15 protein-coding genes are annotated in these 17667 nt (G+C 64.3%); 1 reads left to right on the forward strand and 14 read right to left on the reverse strand.

Going from position 1 to position 17667, the window contains the following annotated elements; all coding sequences use genetic code 11:
* Positions 1 to 19: 19 nt before the first annotated feature.
* The 13 genes from M3I56_RS33170 to M3I56_RS33230 form a co-directional block, all read right to left on the reverse strand.
* Positions 20 to 754: a 4Fe-4S dicluster domain-containing protein gene (locus M3I56_RS33170; protein ID WP_254357598.1), complete on the reverse strand. Its 735-nt coding sequence runs from the start codon at positions 752 to 754 to the stop codon at positions 20 to 22.
* Between the two features lie 15 nt (positions 755 to 769).
* Positions 770 to 3706, reverse strand: a complete 2937-nt coding sequence (locus M3I56_RS33175; RefSeq protein ID WP_254357599.1) for a molybdopterin oxidoreductase family protein — start codon at positions 3704 to 3706, stop codon at positions 770 to 772.
* Between the two features lie 441 nt (positions 3707 to 4147).
* Positions 4148 to 5044 carry a LysR substrate-binding domain-containing protein gene (locus tag M3I56_RS33180; protein ID WP_254357600.1) on the reverse strand — a complete coding sequence of 299 codons (897 nt, stop codon included), beginning with the start codon at positions 5042 to 5044 and terminating at the stop codon, positions 4148 to 4150.
* 32 nt (positions 5045 to 5076) lie between these two features.
* Complete coding sequence (locus M3I56_RS33185; RefSeq protein ID WP_028207075.1) at positions 5077 to 5802, reverse strand: amino acid ABC transporter ATP-binding protein; 726 nt, start codon at positions 5800 to 5802, stop codon at positions 5077 to 5079.
* Positions 5803 to 5841: 39 nt separating this feature from the next.
* Complete coding sequence (locus M3I56_RS33190) at positions 5842 to 6498, reverse strand: amino acid ABC transporter permease (protein WP_028207074.1); 657 nt, start codon at positions 6496 to 6498, stop codon at positions 5842 to 5844.
* Positions 6498 to 7256: an amino acid ABC transporter permease gene (locus M3I56_RS33195; protein WP_254357601.1), complete on the reverse strand. Its 759-nt coding sequence runs from the start codon at positions 7254 to 7256 to the stop codon at positions 6498 to 6500. Before M3I56_RS33195 ends, M3I56_RS33190 begins: the two co-directional genes overlap by 1 nt.
* A 42-nt stretch (positions 7257 to 7298) precedes the next feature.
* Positions 7299 to 8093, reverse strand: a complete 795-nt coding sequence (locus M3I56_RS33200; protein WP_375541833.1) for a transporter substrate-binding domain-containing protein — start codon at positions 8091 to 8093, stop codon at positions 7299 to 7301.
* A gap of 87 nt (positions 8094 to 8180) precedes the next feature.
* Positions 8181 to 9254 carry an ABC transporter ATP-binding protein gene (locus M3I56_RS33205; protein WP_254357603.1) on the reverse strand — a complete coding sequence of 358 codons (1074 nt, stop codon included), beginning with the start codon at positions 9252 to 9254 and terminating at the stop codon, positions 8181 to 8183.
* A 42-nt stretch (positions 9255 to 9296) separates the two neighbouring features.
* A complete protein-coding gene (locus tag M3I56_RS33210; protein WP_254357604.1) occupies positions 9297 to 10139 on the reverse strand; it encodes an ABC transporter permease in 843 nt (280 codons plus the stop codon).
* Positions 10136 to 11062, reverse strand: a complete 927-nt coding sequence (locus tag M3I56_RS33215; RefSeq protein WP_254357619.1) for an ABC transporter permease — start codon at positions 11060 to 11062, stop codon at positions 10136 to 10138. Before M3I56_RS33215 ends, M3I56_RS33210 begins: the two co-directional genes overlap by 4 nt.
* Before the next feature lie 5 nt (positions 11063 to 11067).
* The gene (locus M3I56_RS33220; protein ID WP_254357605.1) at positions 11068 to 12165 is read right to left on the reverse strand and encodes a PotD/PotF family extracellular solute-binding protein; all 1098 of its coding nucleotides are present in this window, start codon (positions 12163 to 12165) and stop codon (positions 11068 to 11070) included.
* Positions 12166 to 12311: 146 nt separating this feature from the next.
* The gene (locus M3I56_RS33225) at positions 12312 to 13817 is read right to left on the reverse strand and encodes an aldehyde dehydrogenase family protein (protein ID WP_254357606.1); all 1506 of its coding nucleotides are present in this window, start codon (positions 13815 to 13817) and stop codon (positions 12312 to 12314) included.
* The gene (locus M3I56_RS33230) at positions 13814 to 15508 is read right to left on the reverse strand and encodes a 5-guanidino-2-oxopentanoate decarboxylase (protein ID WP_254357607.1); all 1695 of its coding nucleotides are present in this window, start codon (positions 15506 to 15508) and stop codon (positions 13814 to 13816) included. The genes M3I56_RS33225 and M3I56_RS33230 overlap by 4 nt, the downstream gene beginning before the upstream one ends.
* A gap of 326 nt (positions 15509 to 15834) precedes the next feature.
* Here M3I56_RS33230 and speB point away from each other — a divergent pair, with 326 nt between their 5' ends.
* A complete protein-coding gene (gene speB, locus M3I56_RS33235) occupies positions 15835 to 16788 on the forward strand; it encodes an agmatinase (RefSeq protein WP_254357608.1) in 954 nt (317 codons plus the stop codon).
* A 79-nt stretch (positions 16789 to 16867) separates the two neighbouring features.
* Here speB and M3I56_RS33240 read toward each other — a convergent pair whose 3' ends face one another.
* The gene (locus M3I56_RS33240) at positions 16868 to 17650 is read right to left on the reverse strand and encodes an amino acid ABC transporter permease (protein ID WP_028207065.1); all 783 of its coding nucleotides are present in this window, start codon (positions 17648 to 17650) and stop codon (positions 16868 to 16870) included.
* Positions 17651 to 17667: the final 17 nt, after the last annotated feature.

Here is a 17667-nt window from a genome sequence, read left to right on the forward strand (position 1 = left end):
CGAGCACGCGCAGACGTGCTCACACGCGCGTAGCGATCGACGCGAGATTGAGCGCGCCGTGTTCGGCCTGCGTTTCCAGCGTATCGGTCTCTCCCGCGCCCGATGTCTTGCACGAACACGAGCCGCTGCCGCAGGACGTCACTGTTTGGCGCGGCAAATAGTGATTCGACGGCCGGGTTCCCCACTCGGGCATCAGCTGATAGCCGCCCCGTTCGCGGATCGCCTTCGACACGACCGACTCAGGATCGTGAATGTCGCCAAAGAGGCGCGCCGAGGTCGGGCACGCCAGCACGCACGCGGGCTTGCGGTCGCGCTCCGGCAGGGCTTCGTTGTAGATGCGGTCGGAACACAGCGTGCACTTGGTCATTTCCTTGCGCGCTTCGTCGATTTCCCGCGCGGCGTAGGGGCAGGCCCACGCGCAGTACTTGCAGCCGATGCAGCGGTCGTAGTCGACCAGCACGAGGCCGTCTTCCTTGCGCTTGTAGCTTGCCCCGGTCGGACAGACCGGCACGCACGGCGGGTCCTCGCAGTGCAGGCAGGACTTGGGGAAATGAATGGTGTCGGCAAGCGGAAACTCGCCGGCTTCGAACGTCTGCACCCGGTTGAAGAACGTGCCCGATGGATCGGCGTCATACGGGCGAAAGTCGGCGAGACTGCCCGCCTCGCCCGACGTGTTCCATTCCTTGCAGCTCGTCACGCACGCGTGGCAGCCCACGCAGACGTTCAGATCGATCACGAGCGCCATCTGTGTCATCGCATGCTCTCCGTTTCACTTGCGTTGCGCGGCCTTCGCAAGACGCGCGGCAAACTCGCCGCGCCCGGCGAAATACGTCTGCACGACGCGATGGATGAGGCCCCCCGCCCCCGTGCCGACGGAGCCGGGCAGCGCGGGCATGGGGGCGAACTGCGGCAGCGTGTGGTCGGCGTGAGCCTCCGCCGGATAGATGCGCACGCGCACGTCGTACCACGCGGCTTGCCCCGTGATCGGATCGGAGTTCGACGTGCGCGTGTGATCGGCGTGCTTGACGGGAATTTCGTCCGCGATCAGGTGGTTCAGCAGGAAGCCGCGCTGCGACTCATTGGCCTCGGGTCCGAGATTCCACGCGCCCGCCGACTTGCCGATGGCGTTCCACGTCCAGACCGTGCCCGGCTCGACCGCTTCGCTGTAGCGCGCGAGGCAGCGCACCTTGCCCCATTGCGATTCGACGTAGATCCAGCCGCCGTCCTCGATGCCCTGCGCCGCCGCCGTGCGCGGATTCATGTACAGATAGTTCTCGCCATGAATCTGCCGCAGCCAGGCGTTCTGCGAGTCCCACGAGTGGTACATCGCCATGGGACGCTGCGTGACGGCCGCGAGCGGATACTGCGCGTGATCGGTCGTATCGTGCTCGAGCGGCGGATGCCAGAACGGCAGCGGGTCGAAGTACCGTTCGATGCGCGCGCGCAAATGCTCGGGCGGTTGCCGGCCTTTCGTCTTGCCCTGTGCCGCGAGCCGGAACTTCTGCATCACGTCCGAGTAAAGCGCGATGACGATCGGCTCGTTGAACTTGCGAAAACCCTTTTCGACGGCGAAGTCCAAATAAGGCCCGTTGCAGTTGCGCATGTACTGCAGCGACTCGGGCAGCGTGTAGTGGTAGACGCAGTTGTGCTTCGCGTACTCCTCCCACTGCCGCGGGTTCGGTTCGCCAACCAGCGCCTTGTCGCCGTCCTTGCCGCGCCAGCCGATCAGGAAGCCCACGCCCGAGCCGGGCGCCGTCTGGTGATTGATGATGAAGTCCGGATAGTCGCGGTATTTGCGCGTGCCTTCGGGCGTCGTGAACGCCGGCAGTTTCAGGCGGCTCGCCAGCTCGACTAGCACTTCCTGGAACGGCTTGCATTCGCCCGTCGGCGGGACGACGGGCACGCGCACGGAGTCTACCGGACCGTCGAATTCGGAAATGGGCCGGTCGAGCATCGACATCGCGTCGTGGCGTTCGAGGTAGGTCGTGTCAGGCAGAATCAGGTCGGCGAATGCCGTCATCTCCGACTGGAACGCATCGCACACCACGATGAACGGAATCTTGTACTCGCCGTTCTCGTGCTTGTCCGCAAGCATCTTGCGGACTTCCACTGTGTTCATCGACGAATTCCACGCCATGTTGGCCATGAAGATCAACAGCGTATCGATGGGATACGGATCGCCCCGCCACGCGTTCGTAATGACGCTATGCATCAAACCATGCACGGCGAGCGGGTACTCCCACGAAAACGCCTTGTCGATGCGCACGGGCTCGCCCTTGGCGTCAATAAACAGATCTTCCGGCGCGGCGGGCCAGCCCAGCGGACCGTTCGCGAGCGGCGTGTTCGGCTTCACGTCGTCGGGGCTGTTGGGCGGCTTCGCCGAGGGCGGCACGGCGCGCGGATAAGGCGACTTGTGCCGGAAACCGCCGGGCCGGTCGATGGTGCCGAGCAGCGACATCAGCACGGCGAGCCCGCGTATCGACTGAAAGCCGTTCGAGTGAGCGGCGAGCCCGCGCATGGCGTGAAAGGCAATGGGCGCGCCCGTCACGGATTCGTGCGTCTCGCCCCAGGCGTCGGTCCACTGAATCGGCAAGGTGACCTTCTGATCGCGCGCGACATCGGCCATTTCCTGGGCCAGCCGGCGGATCGTGGGTGCGGGAATGCCGGTGATCTGCGCCGCCCACTCAGGCGTGCAGTCGGCAACCTGCTCACGCAGCAACTCGAACGACGGCGCGACGGGCGTGCCGTCTGCGAGCGTATAGCGCCCTTCCAGCGCGGGGCGCACGCCCGGCGCGTGATGCGGCACTTCGCGCTGGCTCGCGGCGTCCCACCACAGGTGGTTCTGCGGAAAGAGCCGATTGCGCGCTTCCACTGCCGGGTCCTGCACGAACAGGCCGTACGTATCGCTGTCGGCGCGCATGTCGAGCAGTTCACCGGCGTTCGTATAGCGCTCGACGAACTCGCGGTCGTACGCATTCCGTTCGATCAGCTCACGCATGAGCGCCATGAACAGCGCGCCATCCGTGCCGGGACGGATCGGCACCCATTCATCGGCGATTGCCGCGTAGCCCGTGCGGATTGGATTGATGGCGATGAAGCGGCCGCCCGCGCGCTTGAACTTCGAAATCGCAATCTTCAGCGGATTCGAGTGATGGTCCTCTGCCGTGCCGATCATGAAGAACAGCCGGGCGCGGTCGAGGTCCGGTCCACCGAATTCCCAGAACGAACCGCCCATCGTATAGATCATGCCGGCCGCCATGTTCGCCGAGCAGAAGCCGCCGTGCGCCGCATAGTTTGGGGTGCCGAACTGTTTGGCGAACAAACCCGTCAGCGCCTGCATCTGGTCGCGGCCCGTGAAGAGCGCGAATTGCCTCGGGTCGGTCGCGCGCAAATGCGCGAGGCGCTTTTCCAGCATGTCGAACGCGGCTTCCCAGGAGATGGGCTCGAACTGGGCGGTGCCGCGCAGGGCGTCCGGTTTGCGCAGCAGAGGCTGCGTGAGGCGCGCCGGCGAATACTGCTTCATGATGCCCGACGAGCCTTTGGCGCAGATCACACCCTGATTAAGCGGATGGTCGGGATTGCCGTCGATATAACGAACCTCGCCGTCGCGAAGATGCACGCGTATGCCACAGCGGCACGCGCACATGTAGCACGTCGTGGTCTTGACCTCGAGCTTCTCATTCTGCGTGCGGGGCTGATGTTCCATCGCTCCTCCAGATACGCTTGCGGTGCGGCTGCACAAACTCTGTGCCGACAATGAATATCGTATAAATGTGTGGCCAATAGAAAAACTCGCAATTTGCGATCTCATTCATCAGCCCGCCCGATAGTTGCGGGCGGCGCGCGTGGCTTGACGTCTGGATTCGGGACTGGACGGGGCTGCGGGGAGCGAGGCCGCTCGGCGGCAGAGCGCGTTACGCGCGAACGAGCGTGGGTTGCTTCACTTCATGACCGAACAGGAGATTGACGATTTCCCGTGTCTCATGACAGACGCCATCTGTATCGTATGAGCCGATTGTTGCCCGCCCCTGTGCGCCCGTTCGATCGCCTGGCACACCCGTGGTTGGGGCAGCAACGATCGAGCCCGAAGTGAGGGCGATACGGGGTCGGTACTAAAAAGTGCATCGCGCCGCTCGCGAGGCGGTTCTTATACGGGCGCGATAGCCGGTTGTGGTTGGTGATTCAGTGCCATCCACTCGCTGAAGCGCTTCACCTTCGGCTGATGCGCCACGCACTCGGGATAGACAAAGTAATAGCGGGCGCCCGTTTCGATCACTCTGTCGAACGGCATGACAAGCCGCTTCGCCACGAGGTCGTCATCGACCAGCGTCCGGTCGCCGATCGCAATGCCGAAGCCTTGCATGGCCGCGTTTGTCGCCAGATCGAGAGTTTCGAAACTCGGCCCCATGTTCGCGTCCACCTGGGTCGCGCCGACCTGATCGAGCCATTGTCTCCAGTCGCGATGGTCTCGCGTCGGGTGCAGCAGCGTGAATTGCGAGAGATCGTCGAACTGTGCGAGCGGCTTGCTGTTCAGCAGTTCCGGCGCGCAGACCGGCGTAATCTGCTCGTCGAACAGCGGCACCGCGTGAACACCGGCCCCTGGGGACGAACCGTAGATGATCGCGGCGTCGAACGGCTCGGCCTGGAAGTCGACGTCGTGCTGCCAGGTTGCCGTGATCTGCACCAGCAAGTCGGGGTGTTCGCCCTGAAACCGCATGATTCTCGGCAACATCCAGCGCATGATGCAGGTCGGCACCTTCATGGCGAGATCCGTGCGCTGCCGCGTCAAGCGCAGCGACATCTCTTCGATACGCGCGAGCCCCTCCTTCACGACGGGCAGCAGCATCTCGCCCTCGGTCGTCAGGGTGAGTCCCTTCTTTCCTCTGATGAAAAGCGGAAACTTGTAGTAGTCCTCCAGCGCGAGGACCTGGCGGCTCACCGCTCCCTGCGTGAGACACAGATGTTCCGCAGCACAGGTGAAGCTGCGGTGGCGGGCAACCACTTCGAATACCTGCAGTGCGTTGAGTGGAGGAAGGCGTCGCATGGGATTCGCGTATCCGGTTTGATGGAAACGGGCTAGTGAAGGATCTTTGAAAGGAAGTCCTTCGCACGGCTGGACTTCGGCTGTGCAAAGAACGCCTCCTTGAGATCGTCTTCGACGATACACCCCTGGTCCATGAAGATCACGCGATTCGCCACCTTCTTCGCGAAGCCCATCTCATGCGTGACGCACATCATCGTCATGCCTTCCTGAGCGAGTTCGACCATGACGTCCAGCACCTCGTTGATCATCTCCGGATCGAGTGCCGAGGTTGGTTCGTCGAACAGCATCGCGATCGGGTCCATCGACAACGCCCGGGCGATCGCGACACGCTGCTGCTGACCGCCGGAGAGCTGGCCGGGAAACTTGTCCGCATGAGCGCGCAAGCCCACGCGTTGCAGCAGCCCCAAGGCCTTTTGGGCGGCCTCGTCCTTGCGCCGGCCGAGCACCTTCACCTGTGCGAGCGTGAGATTTTCGGTAATCGACATATGCGGGAATAGTTCGAAATGCTGAAAAACCATGCCCACTTTCGAGCGCAGCTTCGACAGATTGGTCTTCCTGTCGCCAACCGACTCGCCGTTGATCCTGATCTCGCCGTTCTGAAACGGTTCGAGGCCATTGACCGTCTTGATGAGCGTCGATTTTCCCGAGCCCGACGGGCCGCATACCACGACGACTTCGCCTTTTTTCACTTCCGTCGTGCAGTCGGTGAGCACCTGGAACTGACCGTACCACTTCGATACGTTGCTAATGGTAATCATGTGGAAACCTGCTTCTGAAGAGCGTTGAAGTTCATGCGTTCAGCGGTGCCGGGCACGCTGGTAGCGGCCTTCGAGCACGCGCGCATACCACGTGAGCGGAAAGCACATCGCGAAGTACAGCAGTGCGACCATTGCGTAGATCGGGAACGGACGAAACACGGCGTTCGTGATCATGGTTCCGGTCTTGGTCAGCTCGGTCAGGCCGATGATCGACGTGAGCGCCGTACTCTTCACCACCTGGACGAGAAAGCCGACCGTGGGCGGCACGGCGATCTTCCATGCCTGCGGCCAGACGACGTAACGCAGTTGCTGAGGCCATGTCATGCCGAGACTGGCCGCGGCGCTCCACTGCCCTCGCGGCACGGCTTCGACGCACCCGCGCCAGATGTCGGCCAGATAGGCGCTCGTGTAGAGGGTCAGCGTCACCGTTGCGGCCAGCCACGGCGAAACTTCGATTCCCACGAGCGGCAGCCCGAAGAACGCGAGAAAGAGCTGCATCAGCAGTGGCGTGCCTTGAAACAGCTCGACGTACAGCACGGCGATGCGGCGCAGCCACGCCAACGGCGACACGCGCATCGCCAGCAGCACGAGACCCGCGATGCCGCCTCCAACGAACGCGCAAAGCGAGAGCAGAACGGTCCAGCGCGCGGCGAGCAGCAGATTGCGCGCGATATCCCAGAGAGTGAACTCGACCATTACGAACGCTCCTTCGAAAGGCTGGATGCAGCCATGCGGGCGCGACCGGAAAGCCACGCACGCAGGGGGGCGCGCGAGGCGCCGGCGCCGCGCGCCGTGCGCCCGGCGAAGAGGCCTTTGCCAAGCCGGTTGATGAGCAGCCGCAGCACGATCGACAGCAGGAGATAGATCACCGTGACGATCACGTAGCTCTCGAACGAGCGGAAGTTGCGCGACTGGATGAAATTGGCTGCGTACGTCAGGTCGGGCACGGAGATCTGCGAGACGACGGCCGAGCCGAGCATGACGATCAGCACCTGGCCCAGCAGCGCCGGGAAGACGTTGGCGAGCGCCTGGGGCAGCACGACGTGGCGGAACACCTGCCGCCCCTGCAAGCCGAGCGCCATTGCCGCCTGGCGCTGGCCGCGAGGGATCGAGTCGATGCCGGCGCGCACGATCTCGGTCGCGTAGGCCCCCAAATTAACGGTCATCGCCAATACCGCCGCCTGCATCTCGTTGATCTGCACACCCAGACCCGGCAGCCCGAAAAACACGAAAAAGAGCTGCACGAGAAAAGGCGTATTGCGGATCAGCTCGACGTAGGACGCAACCAGCGCGCGCACCCACTTCGGGCCCGCGACGGCAAGGCTCGCGCCGGCAATGCCGAGCAAGCCGCCCAGCACGGTCGAGACCGCCGTCAGGCCTAGCGTCACTTCCACGCCGCGCGCCAGCATGCCCGCGTAAAGACCGAAGTCACTAAAGTCGAATGTGTAGGTCATCGCTGCGCCGTCTGTCGTTAGGTAAGCGGAAGCCGGAGCGCGTCAGAGACTAGCCGGCAGCGGAGCACGCAGCCACTTGAGCGAGATGGCGTTCATCGAGCCGTCCTTCTTTGCGGCCGCGATGGCGTCGTCGACCTTCTGCTTCAGGCGCGGCTCGTTCTTGTTCAGGCCCACGTGATCTGGAGAGCTGAACAACGAGAACTTCTGCTCCGGATCGTTGGCGGGATGACGGGCCATGATGGTCGCGCCAACATCGTTGCCAACCACGAGCAGTTGAGCCTGACCGGACAGGAATGCGGAAATCGCGCCGTTCGGGTCGTCGAAGCGCTTGATGACCGCCGAGGGCGGCGCCACCTTGGACACACTCAGATCTTCGAGCGTGCCGCGCGCGACGGCGACCGTCTTGCCAGCCAGATCGCCCGCATTCTTCACCGCCAGCGATTTCGGTCCGAATACCGCGAGATAGTACGGCGCATACGGCTGCGAGAAGTCGATTACCTTCGCGCGCTCAGGCGTCTGGCCAACCGAGAGCAGCATGTCCGCCTTGTGATCCGCCAGATAGGCCATGCGGTTGTCGCCCGTCACCTGCACGAGTTCGACCTTCGCGTTCAAGGCCTTGCCGATCAGGTTGGCCACGTCGATGTCGTAGCCCTGCGGCTTCATGTCGGGCCCGATCGACCCAAACGGCGGATAGTCCTCGAATACGCCGACACGCACGACGCCCGATTTCGCAATCGTGTCGAGGGCGTCCGCATGTGCGAGCGGTGCGAACGCGCTGAGGGCAGCCGTGCCGGCAAGCGCGAAGGCTGCGATGGTGCGAGCCGCCAGGCGCTGCATGGGGCTCGTGGTGACGTGAGTGGTGTTCATGACGGGTATCTCCTTCCAACGGCTTCTCTGGGGGGTAAAAAGGTTCATTGCGGGGTTTCAATGTCCGGTGTGCGCCGGAATCAGCCTGCACGCGTGGGCCGGCATCTCGGCGAGCACTGGCCGCCCCACTTCGAGGTCCGGCGTCTCGCGGGGCGTGGTGGCGGCGGTGAGCGTGAAGCCGTCGCAATCGATCGTCGCTTCGATCTGCGCGCCCACGTCACGGACAAACGTCACCTTGCCGGCAACGACGTTCGGACCGCGATTCGCACTCATGGGCCGCACACACACGTCTTCCGGGCGAATCAGCAGGCGGATGTCGCCCGAGCGCTCCGGCGTGCGCATGGCGGCATTGACGGCGATCCGCTGGCCGCCCGGCAGCGCGATGCCAGTGTCGGCTTCGAGCGTCACGGGCAAGATGTTGCCGAGGCCGATGAAGTCCGCCACGAATTCGTTCACGGGGTCCCGGTAAATGTCGAGCGGCCTGCCGACCTGGGCGATACGCCCTCTCTGCATCACGACGATCTCGTCGGCCATCGTCATCGCTTCGCGCTGGTCATGCGTGACCATGATCGTCGTGATGCCAAGCCGCTGTTGCAGCAGGCGAATCTCGACCTGCATCGCTTCACGCAGCTTCGCGTCCAGCGCCGAGAGGGGCTCGTCGAGCAGCAACAGTTTCGGCGACGAGGCAATCGCACGTGCAATCGCCACGCGCTGGCGTTGGCCGCCGGAAAGCTGCGTAACGGGCCGGTTCGCCATGTGCGGAAGCTGGATCAGTTCGAGCAGTTCCGCCACGCGCTTCGCTTGTGCGCTCTTGTCGACACCGCGCAAGCGCAGCGGATAAGCGACATTGCCGGCAACGGTCATATGCGGAAACAACGCGAGCGACTGAAACACCATGCCGAAGTCGCGCCGGTTGGCCGGCACATGCGTGAGGTCGCGGCCCGCGAACATCACCGATCCGGAAGTCGGCGTCTCCAGGCCCGCGATGATACGCAGCAGGGTTGTCTTGCCGCAGCCGGATGGCCCGAGAAAACACACCAGCTTGCCGTCCGGAACGTTGAGATCGACGTGGTCGACCGCGCACGCGTTCTGAAAGCGCTTGGTGATGGCCTGCAAAGACAGATGGGTCATGAGAGTTCCTTTGTGCCCCGGGGGTCGCGTGAGAGGCGGCGATCAGAGCGCCACGCCTTCGTCGCCGACGAGCTTTTCGAGCAGCCAGATCAAGGCAAAGTCGATCAGCACGATGAAGACCGCGAACGAAAACACGGTTGGGTCGAGCGACGAAACGGTGCGGCTATAGAGCCAGACAGGCAGCGTCATCGTGTTGATGCCATAGAGGAAGAACGTCACCGTGAATTCGTTAAACGAAATGATGAACGCGAACAGCATGCCGGCGAGAATGCCGGGGCGCATGAGCGGCAGCACGACGTCCACGAGCGCACGCCGCGGACTCGCGCCCATCACGCAGGCGGCTTCCTCGAATTCCGGTCCGATCGACGCAACCGATGCCGCGCAGTTCTTCACCGTGAACGGCAGCGCGAGGATGACGTGCGCAATGACGAGCCGCCCCACGCCCAGTTCCACCGGCAGGACATTGAAGACGAGCAGCAGCGAAAGCCCCAGCATCACGAGCGGATAAACCAGCGGCAGCGCGACCAGTTGCTCGATCACGGCCTTGCCGCGAAAGCGATAGCGCGAGAGCGCATAAGCAGCGGGCACGGAGACGGCGGTGGCGATGAACATCGTTGAAACCGCTACGACGAGGCTCGTCGTAAGCGCGGTGCCCATGGACAGCACGTCGCTCGCATCGGGCGACACGAAGGTGTGCCATGCGGCCCGATACCAGTGAAAGCCGAAGCTCTGCGGCGGAAATTCGAGCGTGTCGGAATTGCCGAACGACATCGTGATCATCGTCAGAATCGGCAGCGCGGCGAGAACGAGCACGATCGTCGCAAACAATCCGGTCACGCGACTGAGGCGGCCGGGCATCGTCAGGGGGATACGCAAGGCATTCATGAGCGGGACTCCGCGTGGCGTTGCAGGTTGCGCACGAGCCGCTGCGAGATGGCCATCACCGCAAGCGTCGCGGCCATCAGAACGACACCCGAGGCAGACGCGGCGGGCCAGTTCAGCAACGGCGCGACCTGATCGTGCACCAGCACGGCGAGCATCGGCACCCGGCGTCCGCCCAGCAGCAACGGCACCGCGAAGGCGCTCGCGTTATAGGCGAACACGAGCAAGGCACCTGAGACGATGCCAGGCATCGCCAACGGCAGCATCACGTGGCGCAGCGTCTGCCAGCGGCTTGCGCCGAGGGTAGCCGCCGCTTCCTCGTAAGAGCGCGACACCGCGCGCATCGCGCTCGATATGGGAAGCACGGCGAGCGGAAAGGCCGTTTGAATCAGTCCGAGCAGCACGCCGTTCTCGCGATACAGCCACAACACCGGACGCTCGATCAGGCCGGTGGCCATCAGCGTGTGATTGACGAGGCCCGCGGGCCCCAGTATCACGAGCCATCCGTAGCCCTGCAGCAGCAGGTTGACCAGCAGCGGCAGCAGCACGCCGGCCAGCAGGAGGCGCCGCGCGGTGCGCGACTGCGTACGCGCCATCGCGAGTGCCACGGGAATCGCCAGCACGACGGCAACGATCATGCTCTGGAAGGCGAGCCGCAAGGTCAGCCAGAGCGAGCGCAGGAAGTAGGCGTCCCCGAGATCGACGTAATTCTGCAGCGTGAAGGCATGCCACTCGTTGCCTGGGAGACCGAAGCTCATGCGCAGCACGGCGAGCGCCGCCGCGATCAGCACGGCGAGAAACGCGAGGATCGGTGCGAGCAGCAGCAACGGCGGCACGCGCGGCAGCGCCGTTGCGGTACTGTGCTGGGCCGTCGATTCCCCGGCAGGCGCAGGCGTGCCCGCGCGGCGTGAAGAGAGGGCTGACATGGCGCTCACGCGGAAAATATCTCGGTAAAGCGCTTGATCCACGCAGGCTGCAACGCGGCGAGCGCCTTGTCGTCGTGAAGCACGGCCTTCTCGGCGATCTGCTGCGGCGACGGCACGAAGGCGCGGCTTTCGGCGGGAATGACCGCGCGCGAGTTCACCGGACCGTTGAGCACGTCGGCGGCCATGCGGCCCTGCACGCCGGCATCGAGCGAATGATTGATGAAAGCGTGGATGAGATCGATATCGCCGGGATGTGACTTCGGAATCACCGTAAACATCAGCTGTGTCGCGAAGCCCTCTTTCATGCCGTAAGTCACGGCCATCTTGTACTCGGGCTTGCGGATCTGCTCCGGGAAGAACGCCGGTGCATAGATGCCGCCAATGTCGAGCGAGCCGGTGCGGAACAGATCGGCGACCTGGTTCGGGTTTTCGCCGAGTGTCAGCACGCGGTCCTTCAACTGGGCGAGCTTCTTGAAGCCCGGATCGATATTCTGCTGCGAGCCGCCCGCCATCTTCGCCGCGATGATCGCCAGATCGACCGCTTCCGCCCACTCTGGCGGCGGCAGGAACAGGCGTCCCGCATACTTCGGATCCCAAAGGGCTTCGTACGTCGAGGGTGCGGTCTTCACGGTCGACGTGTTGTAGATGAGGCCGTCCGACCACAGCAGGTAGCCGACGCCGAATCCGTTGGCGCCCGTGCGGTATTGCGGCGCGACGTCTTTCAGGTTCGGCAGCTTGTTCAGGTCCGGCTTCATCAGCAGGCCCGCATCGGCTAGACCCGAGGCGCCGACGCCGGCAAGCGTGATCACGTCGTAGGTCGGCCGGTCGCCGGCAGCCTTGAGTTTCGCGACCATGCCGGAGGTACCATCGGCGCGGTCGGCGATGACCTGTGCGCCGGTCTTCTGGCTGAACGTGGCGGCGATGTTGCGCAAGGCCGCCGCGCCGGTATCGTCGGACCAGGTGAGCAGCCGCAGGGTCTTGCCCGCGTAGCTCTTCTCCTGTGCCCTGGCAGTACTGATGAACGGCATGGGCAACGCCGATGCCGCCAGAGCCGTGCCGATTGCCTGAATGGCCTGCCTTCTCCCCAGCTTGATCCCCTGCATGGTCATCTCCTGATTGAACCGTATGGGCGCTGCCCAATGCGCGCTGCCATTACCAAAAATCACGCGAGCGTGCTGCGTGAATGGACTCTACGTGCGTCAAAAACCCGCAACAAACGAAATCTCTGCATGCGCGCCATGACAAAAGCTCATGCACCGCGAACGCAATCCGGAGCGCCGGTGGCCCCGGCGGGCATGAGCACCTGCTTGACTTCCTGGAAGGCCGCGAGCCCGAACGGACCCAGTTCGCGCCCGATGCTGCTGCGCTTGTAGCCACCCCATGAGGTCTGAGGAAAGATGACCTGCGGCGCGTTGATCCACACGACGCCCGCTTCCAGCTCGGCCGCCACTCGCCTGCCCCGCCCGGCGTCGCGCGTGACGACCGTGGCGACCAGGCCGAACTCGGTATCGTTGGCCGCGCCGATGGCCTCGTCTTCGGTATCGAAGCTGCGCAGGCACAGCACGGGGCCAAAGATTTCCTCGCGCCACAGCGGGCTTTCGGCCGGGATATCGACGAACATCGTCGGCTTCACGAAGTAGCCGGGGCCGGCCGGCGCCTCGCCTTCGATCACGAGGCGCGCGCCGTCGGCCTTGCCGCGCGCGATATAACGCTGCACACGGTCGTACTGCGCGCGGTTGGTGAGTGGCCCCATTTGGACGCCGGGGGTGAATGGATCGCCAACAACCGTGCGCGTTGCGCGGTCGGCGAGACGCGCGGCAAGTGCCTCCGCTATCGGTCGTTCGACCAGCACGCGCGAAGTGGCCGAGCACATCTGGCCGCCATTGAAGAACGCGCCGCCCGCAACGAGGTCGGTGGCGAGATCGAGATCGGCATCGGCGAACACGATGATGGAGGACTTTCCGCCCAGCTCCAGACTCACGCCCTTGATCGTGTCCGCGGCGGCTTTCATGACCTGCGCGCCAACGGCCGTGCTCCCGGTAAAGGAAACCTTCGCGACGAGCGGGTGTGCCGCCAACGGCGCCCCGACTTCGGTGCCCGTGCCCGTCACGACGTTGACCACGCCTGCCGGCACACCGGCGTCCGCGATGATCGCCGCAAGCTCCAGTTCGGGCAGCGGCGTTATTTCGGAGGGCTTGAGAATGACCGTGCAGCCGGCCGCAAGCGCGGGCGCGAGCTTCCACGCCGTGGTGACCATCGGGAAATTCCACGGCACGATCAGCGCGACCACGCCCGCCGGCTCGCGCCGGACGGTCGCCTGATAGTCGTCGTTGGGAAGCGCGACCCCGGATGCGCCGATTGCGTCGAGTTCTTCGGCGAGGCCCGCGTAGTACTCGAACGTCGCGATGACGTCGCTCACGTCGATTCGCGCTTCGTCCAGCGGTTTGCCGTTGTTGAGCGACTGGAGCGCCGCAAGACGCTCGCGCCGCTCGCTCACGCCGCTCGCGATCGCACGGAGCAAGATGGCACGCTGCGCGCCGGTGGTCTTTTTCCAGCTGCGGAAGGCCCGCGCGGCGGCACGCACCGCGCAATCGACATCGGCGGCGTTGCCGGCCTCGACCTGGGCAATCGTTTCCTCGGTCGATGGGTTGACGACCGGCAGACGCTGCCCGCCCTCACTCGCGCACCAGAAGCCGTCGATGTAGAGCTGCGTACGCAGCGCGACGCCAGGCTCGAACCCTTCGTGCTGCTTCATGACGGCACCCGTGCAAACCAGTCGGCTTCGTTCACTTCGATCACGGTGGGGATTTCGCGCGATACGGCCTGCTGCAGCTCGGCGGCAAGCGCATCGGGCGTATCCACGCGAGCGCCCACGCAGCCGAACCCGCGCGCCAGCGCGAGAAAATCCGGCGTATGGATATCGACGCCGACCGGCACGATGTCGCGCGCCGTCATGTACCGCCGTATCTCGCCATAGCCAAAGTTGTTCCACAAGAGAACCACCACGGGCACCCTGGCTTCGACGGCGCTGGCGAGTTCCGGCAGCGTGAACTGCAGCCCGCCGTCGCCGATCAGGCAAACCACGGGGCGATCAGGCGCGGCGAGCTTCGCGCCAACCGCCGCGGGAAGCCCGTAGCCCAGCGTGCCGTAGCCGGTCGACGAGTTGAACCATGAACGCGGTTGCGGTGCGTCGTGCACGAAGTTGCCCGCATACACGGGGCTGGTCGAGTCGCCCGCGATGATGACGTGTGGCAACGCGGCGGTAATCGTATCGACAAGGCGCTTCTGCGAGCGCGTCGGCGCGTCGTAGCTGGCCTCCACGGCCTGCCGCGCGAGCGCAACCCGCTGCGCGCCCCAGTCATGCTGACGCGCCGCCGTGATACATTCATGCAGCCGTGTCGACAGGCTGCCAAGCGCTTGCCGCGAATCGGCGGCGATAGCCACATCGGGACTGAAGTTGCGCATCAGTTGCTGCGCGTCGATGTCGATGCGGATTAACCGGCCTTCGATCGAAAAGCCGCCGTCGAACACCACGTCATAGTCGGTTTCGCCCAACTCGGTGCCGACCGCGAGCACGACGTCCGCTTCGCGGGCCAGCGCCCGCGTTGGCGGCAGCGATTGCGTCGAGCCGAGCAGCAGCGGGTGTCCCGGCGGCAGCAGTCCCTTGGCGTTGATCGTCAGCGCGATCGGCGCCTGCAGGCGCTCGGCGAGTTCCTGCAGTTCGGCCGCGGCGTGCAGCGCGCCACCGCCTGCGAGAATCAGCGGCCGTCGGGCCGAGGCGAGCAGGTCTGCCGCCGCAGCGAGGGCGGCCGGGCAGCCTGCCGGCTTCGCTGGCAGCACGGCTGGCATCAGGTTCATGCCGCGAGCGGGCGCGACGATCACGTCCAGCGGAATCTCGATGTGCACGGGTCGCGGCCGCGCGCCGCCGAAAACGGCAAATGCCCGGGCCAGCACCTGGGGCAGTTCCGCGGCATCGAGCAGCGTGTGCGAGAACGCGGTGAGCCCGGCGAACACGCCGCGCTGCGACGGCAGTTCGTGCAGGCGCCCGTCTCCGTTGCCGAGTTCGCGGCGTGCATTGACGCTCGAAATCACCAGCATCGGAATGGAGTCGGCATAGGCCTGCGCCATCGCGGTCGCGATGTTCGTCATACCCGGCCCGGTGATGATGAAGCACACGCCCGGTTTTCCGGTCACGCGTGCATAGCCGTCCGCCATGAAGCCCGCACCCTGCTCATGGCGCGGCGTGACGTGGCGAAGGGACGAAGCGGCTAGACCCCGATAAAGCTCGACCGTATGCACGCCCGGGATGCCGAAAACGTACTGGACGCCGTATCCTTCGAGCAGGGTGACGAGCGCCTCTGCGCAGGTCAGGCCCGTTGTATGGGGCCATTGAATTGGCCGCGCGCCGGCTTCCTCGAAGCTGGCGGTAAATTCCGGATAGTTCATGGATGGTCGCGTTCCTGGTTGGTACCGCCCGATGCAGATGCCGGCCCGGCTGGCCTATGCACACGCATCTGCGTCGTTGTCCAAACCATTCTCGGCGGCGCCACGCGGCGCGGACAATCGATATGTTTTCATGAGGTGCATGAGCTTCTTGCATGACCTGAGGAAAACCCACATCCGCACGACGGCGTGCAAGGGTTTACGCCGACCCATGACTGGGGGACATGCGTCGCATGAAATTATTTCGATTGTTCGTGTCCCGCCCTTGCGCAGAAAATGCATTCAGTGAATGCTTTTAAGCGTCTAACCGAATGCAACTGGAGCGAATCATGGACATGGAATATTTCCAGCCCCTGGGCGGCAATGCGATGCCGCGCTGCGGCGGGATCGCGACGATGATGCGGCTGCCCAACGTGCAGAATGCCGAAGGGCTCGATGCATGCTTCGTGGGCGTGCCGTTCGATCTGGGCACTTCGAATCGCACTGGCGCGCGCTACGGGCCGCGCCAGATTCGCACCGAATCGGTGTTGCTGCGCCCGTACAACATGGCGACACGCGCCGCACCGTTCGATTCGCTGCGTGTCGCGGATATCGGCGATGTCGCGATCAATCCGTACAACCTCCCCGATTCGATCGCGCGGATCGAGACCGCCTACGACGCAATCCTGAGCCACGGCGCAACGCCGATCACGCTCGGCGGCGACCATACGATCACGCTGCCGATCCTGCGTGCCATTCATCGCAAGCACGGCAAGGTCGGCCTGATTCACGTCGACGCGCACGCGGACGTCAACGACACGATGATGGGCGAGAAGATTGCGCATGGCACGCCGTTTCGCCGCGCGGTCGAGGAAGGGCTGCTCGACTGCCAGCGTGTGGTGCAGATCGGTCTGCGCGGCACCGGCTACGCCGCCGAAGACTTCGACTGGTGCCGCGAACAGGGTTTTCGCGTCGTGCAAGCCGAGGAATGCTGGAACCGCTCGCTCGAACCGTTGATGGCAGAGGTGCGCGAGCGCGTTGGCGGAGGGCCGGTGTATTTGAGTTTCGATATCGACGGGATCGACCCGGCTTACGCGCCCGGTACCGGCACGCCGGAGATCGCGGGACTGACGGTCCCGCAAGCCCTCGAAATCATTCGTGGCGCATGGGGGCTCGACCTCGTGGGCGCCGATGTGGTCGAAGTCGCGCCGCCGTACGATCCGTTCGGCACCACCGCCCTGCTTGCCGCCAATCTCGCATACGAAGCGCTGTGCGTTCTCCCGCGTGTGAAGCGCCGCGCGTGAATCGGGATATTGCCAGCTTTGGCGGCGACCCCGCTTTGCTCGAGCTGACGGATGCGCTACTCGATCAAAACGGGGTGCGTTACCGTGCGACGCGATCGGTTCGCGCCAGGTGATCCTCCAGCCTGCGCAGGCCCATTGTCAGCGCCAGTGTCATCAGCCAGTATGCTGCCGCAATCGCCAGGTAAGGCTCCCAGTAGCGACCGTAGGCACCGGCCACAGTGCGTGCAGCATAGGCCATCTCACCGAGACCGATTGCCGAGATCAACGACGTGTCCTTGAGCAGCGAAATCACGTTGTTGCCCAGTGGCGGCAGCATGCGCCGGAACGCCTGGGGAATCACAACGTAACGCATCATCTGTCCGTGCGTCATGCCGAGCGACTGGCCCGCCTGCCTCTGGCCGATCGCAATCGACTGGATGCCTGCGCGAAACACCTCGGAGATATAAGCGCTGGAGTTCAGCGTCAGCGCCGCCACGCCCGAGATCAGCGCCCCGTGATTCTGCTTCAAGGTTCGAGCCAGATCGCCGCTAATCAGGAGCCCGTGCACAGGATGGATGAACACCGGCATCACCGCGAAATGCATCAGCAAGATCTGCACGAACAGCGGCGTACCACGAAAGAAACTCACATAGGCCGTAGACGGCCAACGGAGCACATATTTGCACACCGTCCGCCATGGCTGATGCCTCGCGTCGGCAAGCCGCGCCAGCGCCAACAACAGGCCCAGGGCGCAGCCCATCAGCACGCAGGCCACCGTCGTGCCAACGGTGACCAGTGCCCCCTCCCAGAACAGTTGCCTGTACTCCACCAGGATGTCCGGGCGGAACCAGCCGAACCACATGACCGGATTGCTGTCTTCCATGCTCGCTTTCAATAAAA

Source organism: Paraburkholderia sp. CNPSo 3281, assembly GCF_024206515.1.
GTDB classification, from domain to species: Bacteria; Pseudomonadota; Gammaproteobacteria; order Burkholderiales; family Burkholderiaceae; genus Paraburkholderia; species Paraburkholderia nodosa.